We start from the raw sequence: 16,925 nt of genomic DNA, 5'->3' as shown, positions 1-16,925 counted from the left end.
CAGGCAAATGGTCACTGCATGTTTCCGTAAATCGTAGCCGATTTAAGGATAAAAACATGCGCCGATTCAAAGTGCTACAGCGTCCTTTGCGCGTCTAGACGCGCGGCGCTGTAGTCGCCAACCATCGGCTTCAGGATGTCAGAAGCAAATAGAGACCGTAAAACAACGCGGCCTGCGTGATGAGCGACAAGATGATCATAAGTGCAAGATAAAAAAGTCGCGTATTCAACATCGATAGCAGCTCTTCCCCTCCGGCGGCTGTCGTTAGGCATTCTAAAAATTAGCAGGCCGACGGGTCGGCAAGAATTGAATTTATAGAACTGCATCTATTCCAAAGTTTGCATGAGAAACGTGGCGACCGGGAACCCGGGCAGTATTCGCAGGCATTGCCAAGACCGGTCTTTCCAGGACGAAATACCCGGAATCGGGATTGCCCCGAGCTTCGAGGCGGTTTTACGGCTCCAGCCTTTTAGGCCGCCCGCGGCCGAGCGCGCCGTCGGCGCGGGCCTGCAGATAGGCATAGATGTCATCGATATAAGGAGCGAAATTGGGATCGTCGGCGAACCCTCTCATGAGCGAGGTGCCGCTACTGCTCTGGCCGTCGCGAACGACGCGCCTGAACTGCTCGATGTCACGCGGTCGGTCGACGAGAGAGGACGCGAAAGTCGAGCCGACTCCGTCGGGGCCGTGGCAATGGTTGCAGCCGGCATGGTAGCGCCGGTAGCCGTTATAGGTGCGCGCATCGACCTTGCCGTCGACGACCCGAAAGAACTTGTCAGCCGCTGCGGCCTCCTGGAAATATCCCCCGGAAACGACCGTAAAACCCCAGACGACGATGGCGAACAGAACCGGGTGCCGCAATGGACGCATCTTCCGCTGCCTCGAAGGCGCTTCGCGGCCGGGCAAGCCGGATGTGATCGGTTCGGGTCTGCGCAAGCGATCTCAGGTCCTCAGATCCGGCAAGAGCCTCCACCGCTGCACGAAATAGCGGGGATGTTGCTCGATCCAGTGCGCGACTAATGGCTGCGCCTGCATGAAAGCCGCACCAGGATGTGCGGCCAAATCCCCGACAATCTGCTCGCGGACCTCGCAGGCCTGGGGTGCATCCGCCAGACAGACCAACATAACGAGTGTATAGAGCATCGTGTCCCCCGTTTGCCGAAGCTCTTGCCTTGGTAGGCGCCTGGAACTAGCCAGGAGGATCGTTACTCCTCTAGTACAGCGCTGGTCGCAATGTTGTCGATTGGAGCTACGCCGGGTTCGCGCACGGAAAGAACGTCGCCATCACGCGTGATCTCGAAATCGGCTGACGGCTGGCCGACGGCTTGAGGCACGGAGATCATCAGACGCTGCCCGGGCCCGAGCGTGGAAACGAAGCGGATCGGCTGCGCTTCCCCCCCGGAGGCCACGGTCGCAACCACTCGGTAGCCGTCTTTCTCGACCGTGTAATAGACAGCACCATCAAAGCGGCCGAGGTGAATGCTGTGACCGTTTCCCGGCGCCAGATCCGACGCCGTGGCAACGCTCGTTGTGGCGAGCAAGGCCATTGCAAATGTCGTAGAACGCCTGGTCATCGCTATTCCTCCTCCGCGAGCCATCGACTGTCTGTATTTTGAATAGTATGTCCCCATCGTCACCGTGCAGTCTGTTCCCATGGTGACAAGGTCAGCCTATGCGGCGAGAAGCTCAGGCACATCGGTGCGATCGCCCAATTTCCTGGCGACCGATCCCCTAAATTTCACGAGCTTGCCTATTTTTCGACAATCACAGAGCGTCGGCCGCTGACAGGAGCCATGGCTCGCCGCGCAGGCGCAGGAGGACTTCCATCCGGTTGGCGGCGTTGAATTTGCCGAGCACCGCGGAAACCTGATGCTCGATCGTGCGCGGCGATCGCGACAAGCGCTGGGCGGCTTCCTTGTTGCTCATGCCCGCAGCGATCAAGGCGAGCACTTGTTGTTCGTGCCGCGTCAAACCGAGCGGGTGACGGCGAGCGGCCCCGTATGGCCCTCTACGCGTTTTCGGCAGCTCGCCCGCAACACCCAGGCGTTGCGCCTGCTTTCGCGCAAGCGCAGCCGCCGGACGCGCCTCCAACGACTCGAAGATCGTGACGGCGCGAGCCAATGCCTGCCCGGCATCGGCTCCGCGAACCTGCATCAGGGCAAGCGCCGCTTCATAGGGAAGTCCGAGGCGATCCCATTCCCTTGCTGCCACCAGCGGATCGCCGCCAAACTCGGCAGACCACCGCAAAGGAATGCCTACCGTCGTTGCCGGCAGCGGTGTGGGCATATCGCATTGCCGCCACCAGACTGCCAGTTCGCCGAAATCCCACGGACGGAAGTTGTCGAGATCCATCGCCGCAACGGCACTCAACTGCTCATGGCCGGCGCCACGGTCTTCGGCAAGCCAGGCCGCCTCGGCCAGAGCCAGGCGGACCGGCACGATCCGCTGGGGCTCGCCGGTCGCCAATCCCTCCTGGAGCGCCTGCTGGAGAAGCTCCAGGCTGCCGGGTTCGCCCAGTCGCACGCGCACCCTGCCGAGTACGGTGAGAGCCGGCAGGTGCATGACCATCGGCAGGCGTTCCAGATTCATGACGCCCTGGGCAATGATCTCGGCTTCGCGAAAACGGCCCTGCTCCATGCGGAGCTGGGCTTGCCGGCCGAGCAGGTATTGCGCTGCTGAATCGAGATCGTGCCTGGTGGAGAACGCAATGCCTTCGGCGAGCAGGCGTTCGGCCAAGGCGAAGTCCTTGGACACCACCGCGCATTCCGCGAAGTTGGTGTAGGCTCGTGCAGCATGGTCATGAAATCCGTGCTCGAGCGCCAAGGCCAAACTTTCCTCCAGCCGCTCGCGGCCGCCCGGACGGTCGGCAAAAAGCAGCGCGGTGCCGACATTGTTCAAGGCGTGAACGCGTGTTTCGATCTCGCCCAGGCGGTCGGCGAGCGAGATCGCGCGCAGCCCCCACTCGATCGCTTCGTCAAAGCGATAGTGCAGCATATGGAGCTGAGAGCGCGTGCTATAGGCCATTGCCAGCTCCGATCCGGGCGGCAGACTCTCGGCTTCGCGTATCGCCTGGTCTGCGTAGTCCTCCGCCGGCTGGCCCTCGCCGCGGCGCCAATGCAGGCGCGACAGCCTGCGCAGATTAAGACCGACCTTGTCGTTGCGTCCGAGTTCGCGCCAGATCGCGATGGCGCGATGATGCGCCTCGATCACCGGTTCGTAGACAAGCAGCGCCAGTCCCGCCTCGTAGGCCCAGTCCTCGTAAAGCTGCGCGGCCAGTTCCGGTGTGGCTTGCGTGACATATCTGAGAGCCGTCGCCAGATATGAGACCGCCTCCCCATGGGAGCCGAGGCGCGCCGCGCGAGCCGCAGCTTGTGGTGCGAGTTCGAGAACGCGCGCCCCGTCATCGGCGCCGGCGGCGTGGTGCAGCCGGCGTGAAAGCAAGGCGGACGCGTGTGCCGTGAGGAGCTGCGATATTGCCGCCTCCACCTTTGCATGGAGCGAGCGCTGGACGCTAGGGGGCAGCCGATCGAGCGTCGCCTGCCGGGCAAGTTCATGTCGAAACGTCAGGGCGCCCTGGTCGTCTCGACGCAACAATCCGCGCGCCACGCATTGGTCCACAAGTGCTTCGGCCTCGACACCGAGCAAAGTCCGGATCAGCCAAGGCTCTACGCTGCCCGGCACGATGCTCATAACCTCCAGCACTTCACGCTCGCCCGCAGTCAGCCGGGAAAGGCGCGCCCAGACCGCATCGCGTATGGAATCCGGTACGCGCCCTGGCTCGGTCTCACCGCTTGCCAAAAGCTCCGTGATGAAAAAGGGATTACCCTCCGTAACGCGATAGAGATCGGCGGCACAGCGGCCCGCCTGCCCGGCCAATACCGCCACAGCTTTGGGGGACAGCGGTTCAAGCGCTATGCGCGCGACCGACGCGGACGGCAGATCGCCGAGCACATGCGTCAGGGGGTGATCGGCGCCGATTTCATCGTTGCGCAGACTGAGCACCAGCACGGTGCGAAGTAGGGAAATGCGGCGCCCGAGATATTTCACGAAGTCGAGCGTCGCGTTGTCAGCCCAGTGCACATCCTCGAAGATGAGTACGATCGCATCCCCGGCTTGCTGGAGTGCGTTCAACAGTGCCGGAAAGAGCCGTTCCGGCGGAGCGGCCTGATCGAGCAGGGCTGCCACGCGCGCATCGAGCAATTGCCCCATGTCCTGCAAAGGCCCGAGCGGGCACGGGGTGAAAAGTGCCTCGCACCAGCCCCATAGTACCCGGCAACCATTATCCGCATGCTCCGCGAACTCGCGCAGGAGAGAGGTCTTGCCAATCCCGGCTTCGCCTTCGAGCAGCACGATGCTGCCGTGTCCGGACGCCGCGTTCCGCACTGCGGTCAGCAAAGCTTCGAGTGGACCCTCTCGATCGAGCAGCATCATGAAACCCCCTCGCGAGTATAACAAGAAGATCAGCTTTGCACGATAAGGTTTGCGCGAGTTTAGGGCGGCGTTCCGTCAATAATTGATATTACTTTTGACTTTTCGCGACGGAGATTCCGAGTAATCCTCTTGCGGTTGCTCCGGCCCTCCACACTGAAACCGGAGCGCGCGCAGGTTTGAGTACACCTGAATTATTACCGCTCGCGAACCGCAGGTTCGCCGAAGGACAATTTCTAGCCGAGCCGCAATGTTGGGCCGGATCATCACATCCGCTCGATCACACGCGTCAGGAATAGATGAGCTTTCCCAACAGGATCAGACAACCAGCGACAACAACAGGATCAGCACAAGGCCGCTTTTAAATACCGTCGCTTGAAAGATTTCAGGTACCAGCCGTTTCGTTGGCCCCTCGCCACCATTGAACGGCCTGTTCGGCGATCGCCTCCAAGGGCAGACTTGCATCGACTGCAAGTGTCAGCGGTTCCTGATAGGGGGGCTCGAGCGTCTGGTACTGGCTTTGAACGAGACTTGCCGGCATAAAATGACCCGGACGCTTGCCAACGCGTTCCGCCGCCACGTCGCGTGCCAGATCCAGAAAGACAAAGCCAAGCCGCGGCTCACCCTGCCGTAGCAGGTCACGGTAGCTTTTTCTGAGCGCCGAACAGGTGAGAACCGGGCGCTCCCCGGCGGCAAGTGCCGCGGCGACTTCCTCGCTGAGGCGGCAAAGCCAGCCGTGCCGATCTTCGTCGGTGAGGGGTACGCCGGCGCTCATCTTGTCAATATTGGCGGTGGGGTGAAAAGCATCGCCCTCAATCAAGCGACCGCTGTACAGAGCGGCAATGGCGGCGCCGACGCTGCTCTTTCCGCAGCCCGCCACACCCATCACGACAATACCGCGTATTTGCTCAGCCATAGTCTCCTCCCAAGACAGCGCTGTCTCAGCCTGATAAAAACACCTCCATGCCCATGGGCACGGAGGTGACTGGAATCAAAATCCCGGGAATCGCCGGTCAATCTCCTAGCGGCGAGATCATATTCCTCGTAAGGTAGCGCTGTCTTATCGAAGCGGATTCTTATTGGCAAGCCTCAAACCACGATGCGCAAAGATCCCTCCCGCGCCACCGGCCGTCCGACACTTGCCGAGGTTGCGCGAATTGCTGGCGTCTCGCAGATCACAGCCTCGCGCGCGCTGCGCGACGTTCCGACTGTCGATCCGGGATTGGTGTCGAAGATACGAGAAGCCGCGAAAGCGCTGGGCTATGTGCCGAACCCGGCCGCGCGGACGCTGGCCTCGGCGCGCAGCCAATCGGTCATCGTGCTCGTTCCCGCACTCTCGAACCAGCTGTACATCGAAACGCTCGAGGCCATTCACAATGTTCTTCGCCCACGCGGCTACGAGGTCCTGATCGGGAATTTCCACTATTCCCGGGAGGAGGAAGAGGAGCTCATTCGCAACTATCTTGCCTTTCAGCCTTGCGGGATCCTGCTCACCGGCTTCGATCGCACGGAGGCATCCCTGCACCTGCTCGAAGCGAGCAAGGTTCCTTGCGTCCACATGATGGAACTCACGCAAGCCGAAGACGTCTTTTGCGTTGGTTTCTCGCAGGAGGACGCCGGAGCCGTCGTGGCGCGGCATCTTCTAGCGAGGGGAAAGCGCCGGCTCGCCTACGTCGCCGCTCAGCTCGACGCCCGCGTCTTGCAACGCGGCGAAGGGTTCAAGCGTGCACTCGCCGAAGCGGGCGTGCTGGATCCGGCGCTGGAAATTATGGTGCCGGAAGCCTCGTCCGTCGGACTCGGTGGCGAGCTCTTCGGCAGGCTGCTGCGCCAGCATCCGGACGTCGACGGCATCTTCTTTTGCAACGATGATCTCGCATATGGCGCGATCTTTGAAGCCCAGCGCCAGGGCATAGCGGTCCCGGATCGAATTGCTTTCGTTGGCTTCAACGACCTGCCGATGTCGGCTCATATCGTTCCGCGGCTGACCTCGATCCGCACCCCCAGAGAAGCTGTCGGCAAACATGCGGCGCACTTGATGCTGGCACTGCTTGCGGGCGCTGAAGTTCCCGACAGGACGGTCGACCTGGAATTTGAACTTGTTGTTCGCGAGAGCAGCTGACAGGGACTCGTGTCGAGGCGAACATCGCGAGCGCTGGTCTCTCCACGGCCATCGCGTGTATCATACAGCCTCCGGAATGATGTCCTGCAACAGCTCTCGGGACGGCCGTCGAACACTGCTACGCTGCGCGCCGACGAGCTCCGACCTTCCGATCTCGGGGATCTGCGGCATGCTCCCGACGGACGTTCACCAATGGAGTCGTATCCAATGGGCGATCACAAGCATCATCATCATCACGTGAAGGAGAGCGCCGCGGGGCCAGATCGCGGTGCAGGTCCGGAGACGAAAAAGGCTGAAGGCGTCGTCTATACCTGCCCCATGCATCCGCAGGTGCGCCAGATCGGACCGGGCAATTGCCCGATCTGCGGCATGGCGCTTGAGCCGGAAGTGGCGACGGCGGATACCGGGCCGAGGGCCGAACTCGTCGACATGAGGCGCAGGTTCTGGATCGGACTGGTGCTGACGATACCGGTGCTTGTCCTCGAGATGGGCGGGCACCTCACCGATCTGCACATGCTGTTTGGGCCGCGGACATCGAACTGGCTGCAACTCCTCCTCGCAACACCGGTTGTCCTGTGGGCGGGCGCGCCATTCTTCGAGCGGGCATGGCGATCCATCGTCAACCGGCGCCTCAACATGTTCACGCTGATCGCGATGGGAACGGGCGTTGCCTGGCTCTACAGCGTGGTCGCGACCGCGGCCCCCGGCCTGTTCCCCACAACCTTCCGCGCAGCCGATAGCTCGATCGCGGTCTACTTCGAGGCCGCCGCCGTCATTACGGTGCTTGTGCTGCTCGGACAGGTGCTGGAACTGCGGGCGCGCGAACAGACGGGAGGTGCTATCCGTGCGCTTCTGGATCTCGCACCCAAGACAGCGCGCCGCATCCGCAGCGATGGTAAAGACGAAGATGTGCCGCTCGAAGCCGTCGCCGTCGGGGACCGGCTGCGGGTCCGCCCGGGCGAGAAGATCCCGGTCGACGGCACCCTGATGGAGGGGCGCAGTTCGGTCGATGAATCGATGATCACGGGAGAATCGATGCCCGTCACCAAGGAGGCTGGCGCCAGCCTCATCGGCGGCACGATGAACCGTACGGGCGGTTTCATCATGGAGGCGGGGAAAGTCGGGAGCGATACCATGCTGTCGCAGATCGTGCGCATGGTTGCGGATGCGCAGCGCTCGCGCGCGCCGATCCAGCGTCTCGCCGACGAGGTCTCCGGCTGGTTCGTGCCCCTCGTGATCGCGATTGCCGTCATCGCGTTTGCTACGTGGATGGCGATCGGACCCGAGCCGCGCTTCGCCCACGGACTTGTCGCCGCAGTTGCCGTGCTCATCATCGCCTGCCCCTGCGCTCTCGGCCTCGCCACCCCGATGTCGATCATGGTCGGAGTCGGACGGGGCGCCCGTCTCGGCGTGCTGATCAAGAACGCCGAAGCCCTGGAACGCTTCGAGAAGGTCGACACGCTCGTGGTCGACAAAACCGGAACCCTGACGGAGGGCAAACCCAAAGTGACGTCGATCGTGGTTGCGGACGGGTTCTCCGAAGCCGAATTGCTGCGTTTGGCCGCCACCCTGGAACGCGCAAGCGAGCATCCGCTCGGCGCGGCAATCGTAGAGGCCGCCAATGAACACGGCCTGGACCTTGGCGAGGCAGAAGATTTCGATAGTCCGGTCGGTAAGGGCGTGACCGGCTCCGTCGACGAACGCAAGCTCGTCATCGGCAGCCATCGGATAATGACCGAAGAAAAAGTGGACGTTTCCGCTCTCAAGGAAAAGGCGGAGGCTCTACGAGGCGAAGGCGCCACTGTGATCTTTGTGGCTGTCGATGGCGAAGTCGGCGGACTAATCGCGATCTCAGACCCGATCAAGTCGACGACACCCGCTGCCGTACGGGCGCTGCTCGGTGACGGTGTGCGGATCGTCATGCTGACCGGCGACAACAAGACCACCGCCTATGCCGTCGCCAAGAGGCTTGGCATCAAGGAGGTCGAGGCTGAAATCCTGCCGGAGCATAAAAGCGAAATCGTCGCGCGCTTGCGCCGCGAGGGTCGGATCGTCGCCATGGCCGGAGACGGGGTGAACGACGCCCCTGCCCTTGCCGCGGCCGATGTCGGCATCGCGATGGGCACGGGAACGGACGTCGCGATCGAGAGCGCCGGAGTAACGTTGCTGAAGGGCGATCTTCAGGGCATCGCACGGGCACGGCAGCTCAGTCGCGCCACGATGAAGAACATCCGGCAGAATCTGTTCTTCGCCTTCATCTACAACGCTGCAGGGGTGCCCGTTGCCGCCGGCGTCCTTTATCCGCTCTTTGGGCTTCTTCTGTCGCCGATCATCGCGGCCGCGGCCATGGCGCTGTCCTCCGTCAGCGTCATCGGTAATGCTCTAAGACTAAGAAGAGCGCGGATATAGTTGGAAGTGGACAGCGCGGAATTGCGACGTTTCAAATGGTTAGATCGCTTTTCTAAAGCACTTCAACATTCTTGAAACGATGCAATTCCGGGCACCTTTAAGCACTTCCTGCTATTGTTTTTTAAGGCTCCTTCGAAGGCGCAGGTCGCGCTTGTGTCTGTGCCGGCTTTTGCGGAAGGCTCAAAATCTCCAGAGCGACTTGTTGCGCGCCTCGAGCGGCGTCGAGCCGCGGCCAGGCTGTCTCACCGCTGCCGCGCGCCAGTTGTCCTGACAGGACCTCGAGGTTTGCATCCGAAGGCCCACCGCTTCGAGAGGCAACGCGATCACGCAAGAGCGCCGGCGCGGCATCCAGCCAGACGGCCGTGAACGGGACACCAAGCTTCCGGGCAACCTTTTCCATCAGGTTGCGATTGCCCGCCCTGTCGAAGACCGCATCGACGATCACCGTGCCTCCTGCAGTCAGGATCGAGCGGGCACGATGCGCCATCTCGCGATAGACCTTTTCCGATATTTCGGGACGGTAGGCAGAAGGCGGTAGTCTGGTTTCCGCGGGAACACCGTGCATGGCCTTTCTGATGCGATCGCTTTCGACAATTCTGGCGCCGGGCGGCGCACCGATCTGGGCAGCCAGTGTCTCTGCCACCGTCGTCTTGCCAGAGCCGCTGAAGCCCCCGATGGCGATCAGCCGCGCCGGCACGGGTTTGATCAGCGCGAGCGCCAGATCGAAGTAGGATCTTGCTTCGGCAATGAGTTTCGCCGACGTTTTCCCGCTTTCCTCCGCCTGCGTGGCGGTGACGTGCGCTCTGACGGCCGCGCGAATTGCCATCAGGTACGGCAGAAGCACGAATCCGTCCTCGTCGTCCGCACCGTCCAGGTAGCGATTCATGACCAGATTGGCGAGTTCCGGGAAACCGCGGTGCCAGAGATCCATCAGCAGAAAGGCAAGATCGTAAAGCGTGTCGATCGTGGCGATCTGATCGTTGAACTCGATGCAGTCGAACAGCCGCGGCAAGCCATCGAACAGACAGATGTTGCGCAGGTGCAGATCGCCATGGCAGCGCCGGACCTTTCCGGCAGCTTCGCGACGGTCGAGCGATGTCGCGTGACGCGCGAGTTCCCGCTCGAACGCCAGGTTGAACGCGGCGAGTTCGTCCGGCTGGAAGACCTTGCTCGTCGCAAATCCCGCGGCATTGATGCGAAGGACCGCGCCAATATTGGCGGCACCTCCCCCTTCATGAACCACCGGCGCCGCGCGATGGAAGCGCGCGATCATCTGCGCAGCCAGTGTCATGAGCTCGGGGGTCAACCTGCCCTCGACCGCCATTCGATCGAACAGCGCTTGCTGCTCGAAACGCGTCATTTCCACGACTGACTCCGTCAACTCCCCGTCGCCATCAAAAGCCAGAGAGCCATCCTTCTCGCGGGTAATTCGCCGGACGCCGAGATAGAGCCCTGGCGCAGTCGCAGAATTCAGCTCCACTTCCTTCCGGCAGGCTTCGAGCCGCAGCGCGGCCGTCGAGAAATCGACATAGGGCAGCTTGACCGCACGCTTCAACTTGAAGGCCCGCTGGCCGACAAGGAAGATACGGGAAATATGCGTCTCCATCGTTTCGATCGGCTCGGTCGCGCCATGAGAAGCGGGAGCGCTCAGAAAGGTGACCACCGCGGTCTGGTCTTCCGCTATCATGTATGGTCTCCTGTTTTCATTCACCGCGTCATGGAACGCCGTTTCAGGATCGGCCTCATTGACGTCGATCAACCACGGCAGGACCACCGGGAGCAACGGCAAGCCCGCGGGATAGCCCGCAAGGCGGCGGAAGCCACGGCACGATCGATCGGCGTGCCCGCGCGGCTTGATACCGCGCAATGAAGGATGCGTTTCCTCGCTTAAGCTGACAACCGGAAAGCGCAACCAACTCTTCAAGGGAGTAACGCTCATGTCCTTCAAGACGATCCTTACCGTCATCGGAGTCGACAATTCCGACAACGATCTGCAAACGGCAGCCGATCTCTGCGGCCAACAGGGTGCCCATCTTTCCGTCCTCGTCGTTGCGATGGCTCCTCCACCGCCGATCGGAGAATATGTGTCCGCTTCCACAATATGGTTGGAACAACGCGATCGCGACCGTGAAACGCTTGAGACAGCCGTAGAACATGCTCGCCAAATAGTTTCGCGCACCGGTAACTCCTTCGACATCGATGGCATCTACGCAGAGGCCGGAACGGCGGATCGCGAGATTGGCGACCGCGCGCTCTACGCTGATCTTGTGCTAATAGGATCAAGCGTTCTGCAGCACGCGGATCTAAAGCGGCAAGTGATCAACGGCAGCCTCTTTCAGGCAATGCGCCCGGTCATGCTTATCCCCGGCGACAAGCGGCCAAGTCTTCGACCGAAGACGGTCTTGCTTGCGTGGGACTCCCGCGCGGAAGCCGCACGCGCGGCGCGCGAGGCGCTCGAAATCATGACGACGGCGGCCGCGGTCCATGTAACCCTGGTCGATCCGGAGGCATCTTCCGCGAAAAGTGGCGAGGAGCCCGGCGCCGATGTCGCCGCCTATCTCACCCGCCACGGCATCAACGTGACGGTCGATAAACTGCCGAGTGCGGGCCGTCCTGTCGCGAGCGTGTTGCAGCAGCATGCCGTCGACATCTCCGCCGACATGATCGTCATGGGGGCATACGGGCATTCGCGGGTGCGCGAACTGATCTTCGGCGGGGTTACTAAAACGATGCTCGACGATGCCGCCATCCCCCTTTTCATGGCCCGTTGAGTGTGCCGAGCCGCTAAGGTCAGCCGCCGCCGGGCTGAGAACTGCGACCCGCGTCAGGATCACCACCGAGACAGGAAGGGTCTGGTAAAATTGGCGATCCCGGACGGGAGCGATACTCTTCGGAATGACACGTCTGCGCTCCGGACGGAGATGATAGCAGACGACGCAAGTTGGAGGATCACCAATGAGCGAAGCTTGGGACCTGTCGATTTCACCCGAAAAAGTCTGCTATTTCATAGTCAAGGCCCGCGAATTCGACGTCAAGGATGGGATGACGGAACCCGATCCGGCATCCAATGCCACGGATGATAACATGGCCTCGGTGCTCGAGGACCAACCGGACGATCCCGTCGAGGCTGAACTTGCGAGCGCCATCTGGGCGCTGAACGAAGACGAGCAGATCGACCTGGTGGCCTTGGTGTGGGTGGGCCGCGGCGACGGTAAGTTGGAAGACTGGGACGACATCCGTGCTCAGGCCGCCGAGGCTCACAACAACCGAACCGGCGCCTATCTTCTCGGGATACCACTGCTGGCGGATTACCTGGAGGAGGCACTGGCGGAATTCGGAGAGTCTTGTCAGGACTACGAAATGGGGCGCCTCTAGGGTTTCTTTCGCGCCCTGCCATAGGCGGTACGCGCCAGTCTCGCTGCGTCGATGGCGATCCGGCGATTGCGCATCAGCGCACAATCGACAGGCGTTGACCCACGGACCACCGACGGTGGGAACGTCTTGGCCTTGATGCCTTCGGTGGCCGCGTTGCCGAGCAGGTGTCTCGGCCGCTCTTCGCCGGCCGAGACTTCATTGAAGGCCTTGTGGCCCTATCAGGCCGCGCGCACACCCGCGTTGAGCGGGATCTCGATATCGACCTCCAGTGTCGACACCTGTTCGCCGCGGTCCATCTTCACGTTCACCTTGTCGCGGTCGACTTGGACGTGCTTGGCGATCACCGCGAGGATTTCCTCCCGCAGTTGCGCGACCAGGTCCGAGTGACCGACCGAGGCCCGCTCATGCGCGAGCAGGACCTGCAGGCGTTCGCGCGCCGTCGGCGCCGAGGTCTGCTTGTTAAAGAAGCGGAATATGCTCATGCTGCCCTCCGTCCGAATATCTTGCCGAACAGGCCGCGCTTTTCGCCCGGAATGGTGATCGGCACCGTTTCGCCGGCGAGCCGGCGTGCGGCGTCGAGGTAGGCAAGCGCCGGGGCGCTGCGATTGTCGGCGAGTGTTACCGGCGCGCCGAGGTTGGAGGCGCGCAGAACATCCATGCTCTCGGGCACGATGCCGAGCAGCGGGATCGACAGGATCTCAAGGACGTCGTCGACCTTCAGCATGTCGCCCCGCTCGGCCCGGGCTGCGTCATAGCGCGTGAGCAGCAGGTGTTTTTCCACCCGCTCGCCGCGCTCGGCCCTTTCCGTCTTGGCGTCGAGGAGACCGATGATGCGATCCGAATCGCGGACCGACGAGACTTCCGGGTTGGTGACGATCACGGCGATGTCGGCGTGGCGCATGGCAAGTGTGGCGCCGCGTTCGATCCCCGCCGGGCTGTCGCAGATGATCCAGTCGAAGTGCTTCTTCAGCTCGGCCATCACCTTTTCGACGCCCTCGGCCGTCAGGCTGTCCTTGTCGCGGGTCTGCGATGCCGGAAGCAGGAAGAGCGTTTCGAGCCGCTTGTCGCGGATGAGTGCCTGCGGCAGCTTGGCGTCGCCTTGTATGACATTGACCAGGTCATAAACGACTCGCCGCTCCGCGCCCATGACCAGATCGAGATTGCGCAGGCCGACGTCAAAATCGACGACCACCGTCTTCTCGTTTCTCTGCGCCAATGCCGCACCGAGTGCGGCGGTAGACGTCGTCTTGCCGACGCCGCCTTTACCCGATGTAACCACGATTACTTTCGCCATCTTGCACTCCTGTTTCCCGGCCGGCAGCCGGCTCAGTTTAGTCTCTCTGCCATGATTGAATCGCCTTCGAGCCAGAGCTGCACGGCCTGCCCGCGAAGGTGTGGCGCCATGTCGTCGGCCGTCTTGTAGACGCCGTCGATTGCCAGCAATTCTGCTTCAAGCTTGCGGCAGAAGATGCGCGCCGAGGCATTGCCCACGGATCCTGCGAGCGCCCGTCCCCGCAGCGTCCCGTAGATGTGAACCGAGCCACCGGCAATGATTTCCGCGCCCGACGCAACCGACCCGACGACGGTGACGTCACCTTCGGGAAAGATCACCGACTGCCCGGAACGGACCGGCTCCTTGATGATGATCGAGGGCATTGCCCTGACCACCTGCGGCTCGGGGCGAAGGGCAGGTTCTGCCGGCTTGCCCTGACCGGATTTCGCCGATTCGGCGGCCTGTTCGGCCGACGGAACCTCGAAATCCGGAGCGGGCCGGCCGCCCTTCATCGCCGGGGGCATGCCCGGCTCGAACAGCGATGGGCGCCCGCCTTCGATCCCCATGATGCGCACGTTGCGTTTCGCGAGTTCGCCGATCAGGTCTTTCAACCGCGCTCGGTCGATCTCGATATCTTCCACGTCGAGGACGACCGGCCTTCCCAGGAAGAAGCCCGCGGAACGCGAAGCCAAGTCGTCGAGCCGGGTAAGCCATCCCTCGAGAGGCAGCTCCGGAGAAAGCACGAGCGCCAGGAATGAGCGGCCCTTGATACGGATCGAGCGAGTATCTGTTAGCACTTTGGTCATCTACGTTAATTTTCGGTTGCCAAGATTTACGTGAACCGTGGTTAACAAATGGTTAATCGCGGCACCCTGCATGAAGCTGGAGAGCCGGATTTGACGGCGGAAAAACGTCATTGGAGGCGTGAGGGAACGCGTGGCAAGAACGATGAATTGCCGCTGCAGCGGCGATCTCGGCGTCGGACGCTCGCTCAGGTCGCGTCGGGAATCGCTGGCACTCATTCGTCCCGAAATTCAGCGCCCTTCGATTCGCCGCCCGCGATCGCCGACGAATCGCCGGCGCTTGCTTGCAGGGCGAGGTAGCCGCCCTGCAGCGGACGCCTACTCACATTGTCAGTCGGTCGCGGCCATGCCGCCGCTGGTGCGGCGCAGCTCTCTCGCTCCGGGCTCCCGACGCAGATAAGAGAGATCGACGGGAAGCTGCCTCCCGGGCAGCGAAACGCCGCACTTCGAAATCCACATGGCGGGCGGTACCGGTTCTCGCAGCCGCGCCAGCAGTTCCGACGAGACCACAAGAGGGGCGTCGAGCGACTTGGCCAGTATCTCAAGTCGTTGCGCCACGTTCACCGCGTCGCCGATCACCGTGAACTCGCTGTGACAGCCGCTGTCGAGGACACCGCCGACGACGGTGCCATAGTGCAGCCCAATTGCAGCATCGAGAACGGGATAGCCATTCCGAGCGGCCTGCCTCCCCCAGTCGGCCAGTGCGTCGACCAGGGCGAGCGCGCATACGAGCGCCCGGTCCGCATCGTCTTCCGCGGACCGCGGCTGTCCGAAAACGGCCATGACACCGTCGCCGATGAACTTGTCCACCGTCCCGCCAAAGCCGAAGATTGTCTGGGAAACGAGCTGGCGATATTCCGCGAGAACGGACGCCAGCTCCCGGGCGGACACAGTTTCGGCGAAGCTGGTGAAGTCGCGCAGGTCGACGAACATGATCGCCGCGTTTCGGCGCTCCAGCCCGACGGTTTCGCCGCGCTCCTGTAATTCCGAAACAATGAACGGCGAGAAGAAACGCGAGAGATTGAGGCGCCGCTGATCCGCTTTCAGTGCCTCTTTGCGCGTCCGGTCGTGATCCCGCGCAAGCAGGTACATCGCGAAGGCGGTGAATCCAAAGCTCACGGTTAGGCCAAGATCCTGATTGAAGAAGGACGTAAGCAGCGACACGGCATCGGCCATGTGGTTCCTGACGGCCGTGATCGCCAGCATGGACACCCAGGCGACGAGGACGATGGCGGCGAAGACGAGCACCAGACGGCGTTCGAGCTTCAGGCCGACGTTCACGAGCAGGATGAAAGCCACCATCAGGCTCGTGGTCGTCAGGTGATGGTTCTCGGTCACCGGTCCGGCGATGATTTGCGCGTAGAGGATCAGCGCGACCAGCAGGGCGTCGAGAACGACGAACAGAGTCTTGAGCCAGGAGCGGCCGGGGATATATCGCGCGGTCGCGACCGCGGCGATGCTGATGATGAAACAGCTGACGACTGCGACAACGTGCGTGCCCGCGCGCCCCTCGTTGCCCGCAAGCAGGACGTTTGCGAGCAGTATGGCGAACGCAACGAACCGCAGGAGGATCGAGCGGATTTCTCTTGCGAAGTCCCATTCAGGATGAAACGAAGACGTCATATCGAAACGCATAGGCTAGGTTTTCCCCGTCTGTCCGGAGGATGGACGGACGCGACCACGTTTGCGGACGCGTCCTTTCGTCTTTACTTGACTTCAGTAACGGTAAGCTTGCCGCCAACGCGCTCGGCGACGAACTCAATGTTCGCGCCTTCCTTCAGCTTCTCCAGGATGGCATCGTCCTGGACGCGGAACACCATGGTCATCGCGGGCATGTCGAGGCTCTTCAGTTCCTCGTGGATCAGCGTCACCTTCTTCGCCTTGGCGTCGACCTTCTTGACGGTACCCTTGGTGATCTCGGCGGCGAGAGCGCCGTAGGCGGAACCTATGGCGAGAGCGGAGGCCAGGGCAAGTTTGATCAGCGTTTTCATATCAGCTCCTTTCGAATAATTATTTTCCGGCGACAGTGACGTCGCCATGCATGCCCGCGTCGTAATGGCCGGGGACGAGGCAGGCGATCTTGAACGTGCCGCCGTTGGTGAACTTCCAGATGATCTCGCCGGACTCTCCGGCGGCGAGGCGGATGGCGTTCGGATCGTCGTGTTCCATCTCCGGGAACTTCTCCATCATCGCCCTGTGCTCCACGATCTTGTCCTCCTGATCGAGCACGAACTCGTGGTCGAGTTCGCCCGCGTTCTTGACCACGAAGCGACGGTCTGGCCCTTGCGGACCTTGAAGGTCGAGGGCGTGAAAATCATCTTGCCGTCGTCCGTCTCGTTCATCGTGACCTGGATCGCTTGGGCGGCGTTGGCTCTCTTGCCGGGTTCGCCGACAGCCATTGCCTTGTCGTGCCCGCCTGCGTGATTGCCGGAGGCGAGCGCCGGCGTGGCGAGCGCGGCGACGAGAAGTCCAAAGATTTGAGCTTTCATGGTGTCGTCCTTGAGTTGGTTGAACATCG

At 62.0% G+C, this 16,925-nt stretch carries 14 protein-coding genes and 1 pseudogene; 4 read left to right on the top strand and 11 right to left on the bottom strand.

What is annotated here, in order from left to right:
* Positions 1–453: 453 nt before the first annotated feature.
* The 4 genes from QN224_RS27075 to QN224_RS27060 form a co-directional block, all read right to left on the bottom strand.
* Complete coding sequence (locus QN224_RS27075) at positions 454–870, bottom strand: c-type cytochrome (RefSeq protein ID WP_283979138.1); 417 nt, start codon at positions 868–870, stop codon at positions 454–456.
* 335 nt (positions 871–1,205) lie between these two features.
* Entirely contained in the window at positions 1,206–1,574 is a 369-nt protein-coding gene (locus QN224_RS27070; RefSeq protein WP_283979137.1) for a hypothetical protein, read from the bottom strand.
* 190 nt (positions 1,575–1,764) lie between these two features.
* Positions 1,765–4,428 (bottom strand): LuxR family transcriptional regulator, encoded by a 2,664-nt coding sequence (locus QN224_RS27065; RefSeq protein ID WP_283979136.1) that lies wholly within the window; start codon positions 4,426–4,428, stop codon positions 1,765–1,767.
* Positions 4,429–4,813: 385 nt separating this feature from the next.
* The gene (locus tag QN224_RS27060; RefSeq protein WP_283979135.1) at positions 4,814–5,344 is read right to left on the bottom strand and encodes a gluconokinase; all 531 of its coding nucleotides are present in this window, start codon (positions 5,342–5,344) and stop codon (positions 4,814–4,816) included.
* Between the two features lie 183 nt (positions 5,345–5,527).
* On the opposite strand from QN224_RS27060, the gene QN224_RS27055 reads away from it, so the two are divergent.
* Together QN224_RS27055 and QN224_RS27050 are read left to right on the top strand one after the other, a co-directional pair.
* Positions 5,528–6,547 (top strand): LacI family DNA-binding transcriptional regulator, encoded by a 1,020-nt coding sequence (locus QN224_RS27055; RefSeq protein WP_283979134.1) that lies wholly within the window; start codon positions 5,528–5,530, stop codon positions 6,545–6,547.
* Positions 6,548–6,754: 207 nt separating this feature from the next.
* Entirely contained in the window at positions 6,755–8,956 is a 2,202-nt protein-coding gene (locus QN224_RS27050) for a copper-translocating P-type ATPase (RefSeq protein ID WP_283979133.1), read from the top strand.
* Positions 8,957–9,077: 121 nt separating this feature from the next.
* Here the strand turns inward: QN224_RS27050 and QN224_RS27045 are convergent, their stop codons facing one another.
* Positions 9,078–10,643 carry a bifunctional aminoglycoside phosphotransferase/ATP-binding protein gene (locus QN224_RS27045; protein ID WP_283979132.1) on the bottom strand — a complete coding sequence of 522 codons (1,566 nt, stop codon included), beginning with the start codon at positions 10,641–10,643 and terminating at the stop codon, positions 9,078–9,080.
* A 250-nt stretch (positions 10,644–10,893) separates the two neighbouring features.
* Between QN224_RS27045 and QN224_RS27040 the strand changes: the two genes are divergently transcribed.
* The gene (locus QN224_RS27040; protein WP_283979131.1) at positions 10,894–11,727 is read left to right on the top strand and encodes a universal stress protein; all 834 of its coding nucleotides are present in this window, start codon (positions 10,894–10,896) and stop codon (positions 11,725–11,727) included.
* Between the two features lie 184 nt (positions 11,728–11,911).
* Positions 11,912–12,331: a DUF3775 domain-containing protein gene (locus tag QN224_RS27035; protein WP_283979130.1), complete on the top strand. Its 420-nt coding sequence runs from the start codon at positions 11,912–11,914 to the stop codon at positions 12,329–12,331.
* A 218-nt stretch (positions 12,332–12,549) separates the two neighbouring features.
* Here the strand turns inward: QN224_RS27035 and minE are convergent, their stop codons facing one another.
* From minE to QN224_RS27005, 6 genes and pseudogenes are all read right to left on the bottom strand, one after another.
* Positions 12,550–12,813, bottom strand: coding sequence for a cell division topological specificity factor MinE (gene minE, locus QN224_RS27030; RefSeq protein ID WP_173512391.1), 264 nt, complete (start codon positions 12,811–12,813; stop codon positions 12,550–12,552).
* Complete coding sequence (gene minD, locus QN224_RS27025) at positions 12,810–13,625, bottom strand: septum site-determining protein MinD (RefSeq protein ID WP_269285671.1); 816 nt, start codon at positions 13,623–13,625, stop codon at positions 12,810–12,812. The genes minE and minD overlap by 4 nt, the downstream gene beginning before the upstream one ends.
* A gap of 32 nt (positions 13,626–13,657) precedes the next feature.
* Positions 13,658–14,410, bottom strand: coding sequence for a septum site-determining protein MinC (gene minC, locus QN224_RS27020; protein ID WP_173512389.1), 753 nt, complete (start codon positions 14,408–14,410; stop codon positions 13,658–13,660).
* Between the two features lie 327 nt (positions 14,411–14,737).
* A complete protein-coding gene (locus QN224_RS27015; protein WP_283979190.1) occupies positions 14,738–16,030 on the bottom strand; it encodes an adenylate/guanylate cyclase domain-containing protein in 1,293 nt (430 codons plus the stop codon).
* Between the two features lie 83 nt (positions 16,031–16,113).
* Positions 16,114–16,398, bottom strand: a complete 285-nt coding sequence (locus QN224_RS27010) for a copper-binding protein (RefSeq protein WP_283979129.1) — start codon at positions 16,396–16,398, stop codon at positions 16,114–16,116.
* A gap of 19 nt (positions 16,399–16,417) precedes the next feature.
* Positions 16,418–16,896 (bottom strand): annotated as a pseudogene (locus QN224_RS27005) (plastocyanin/azurin family copper-binding protein).
* Between the last annotated feature and the right edge of the window lie 29 nt (positions 16,897–16,925).

Source organism: Sinorhizobium sp. 7-81 (assembly GCF_030124405.1).
Classification (GTDB): Bacteria; Pseudomonadota; Alphaproteobacteria; order Rhizobiales; family Rhizobiaceae; genus Sinorhizobium; species Sinorhizobium psoraleae.
The sequence above is the reverse complement of the archived record's forward strand: the minus strand, read 5'-3'. Positions and strand labels throughout refer to the sequence as shown.

Excerpts from the sequence above, each read along its gene's own strand:
- QN224_RS27075 (WP_283979138.1), bottom strand. The coding sequence starts at position 870 with ATGCGTCCATTGCGGCACCCGGTTCTGTTCGCCATCGTCGTCTGGGGT.
- QN224_RS27070 (WP_283979137.1), bottom strand. The coding sequence starts at position 1,574 with ATGACCAGGCGTTCTACGACATTTGCAATGGCCTTGCTCGCCACAACG.
- QN224_RS27065 (WP_283979136.1), bottom strand. The coding sequence starts at position 4,428 with ATGCTGCTCGATCGAGAGGGTCCACTCGAAGCTTTGCTGACCGCAGTG.
- QN224_RS27060 (WP_283979135.1), bottom strand. The coding sequence starts at position 5,344 with ATGGCTGAGCAAATACGCGGTATTGTCGTGATGGGTGTGGCGGGCTGC.
- QN224_RS27055 (WP_283979134.1), top strand. The coding sequence starts at position 5,528 with ATGCGCAAAGATCCCTCCCGCGCCACCGGCCGTCCGACACTTGCCGAG.
- QN224_RS27050 (WP_283979133.1), top strand. The coding sequence starts at position 6,755 with ATGGGCGATCACAAGCATCATCATCATCACGTGAAGGAGAGCGCCGCG.
- QN224_RS27045 (WP_283979132.1), bottom strand. The coding sequence starts at position 10,643 with ATGATAGCGGAAGACCAGACCGCGGTGGTCACCTTTCTGAGCGCTCCC.
- QN224_RS27040 (WP_283979131.1), top strand. The coding sequence starts at position 10,894 with ATGTCCTTCAAGACGATCCTTACCGTCATCGGAGTCGACAATTCCGAC.
- QN224_RS27035 (WP_283979130.1), top strand. The coding sequence starts at position 11,912 with ATGAGCGAAGCTTGGGACCTGTCGATTTCACCCGAAAAAGTCTGCTAT.
- minE (WP_173512391.1), bottom strand. The coding sequence starts at position 12,813 with ATGAGCATATTCCGCTTCTTTAACAAGCAGACCTCGGCGCCGACGGCG.
- minD (WP_269285671.1), bottom strand. The coding sequence starts at position 13,625 with ATGGCGAAAGTAATCGTGGTTACATCGGGTAAAGGCGGCGTCGGCAAG.
- minC (WP_173512389.1), bottom strand. The coding sequence starts at position 14,410 with ATGACCAAAGTGCTAACAGATACTCGCTCGATCCGTATCAAGGGCCGC.
- QN224_RS27015 (WP_283979190.1), bottom strand. The coding sequence starts at position 16,030 with ATGACGTCTTCGTTTCATCCTGAATGGGACTTCGCAAGAGAAATCCGC.
- QN224_RS27010 (WP_283979129.1), bottom strand. The coding sequence starts at position 16,398 with ATGAAAACGCTGATCAAACTTGCCCTGGCCTCCGCTCTCGCCATAGGT.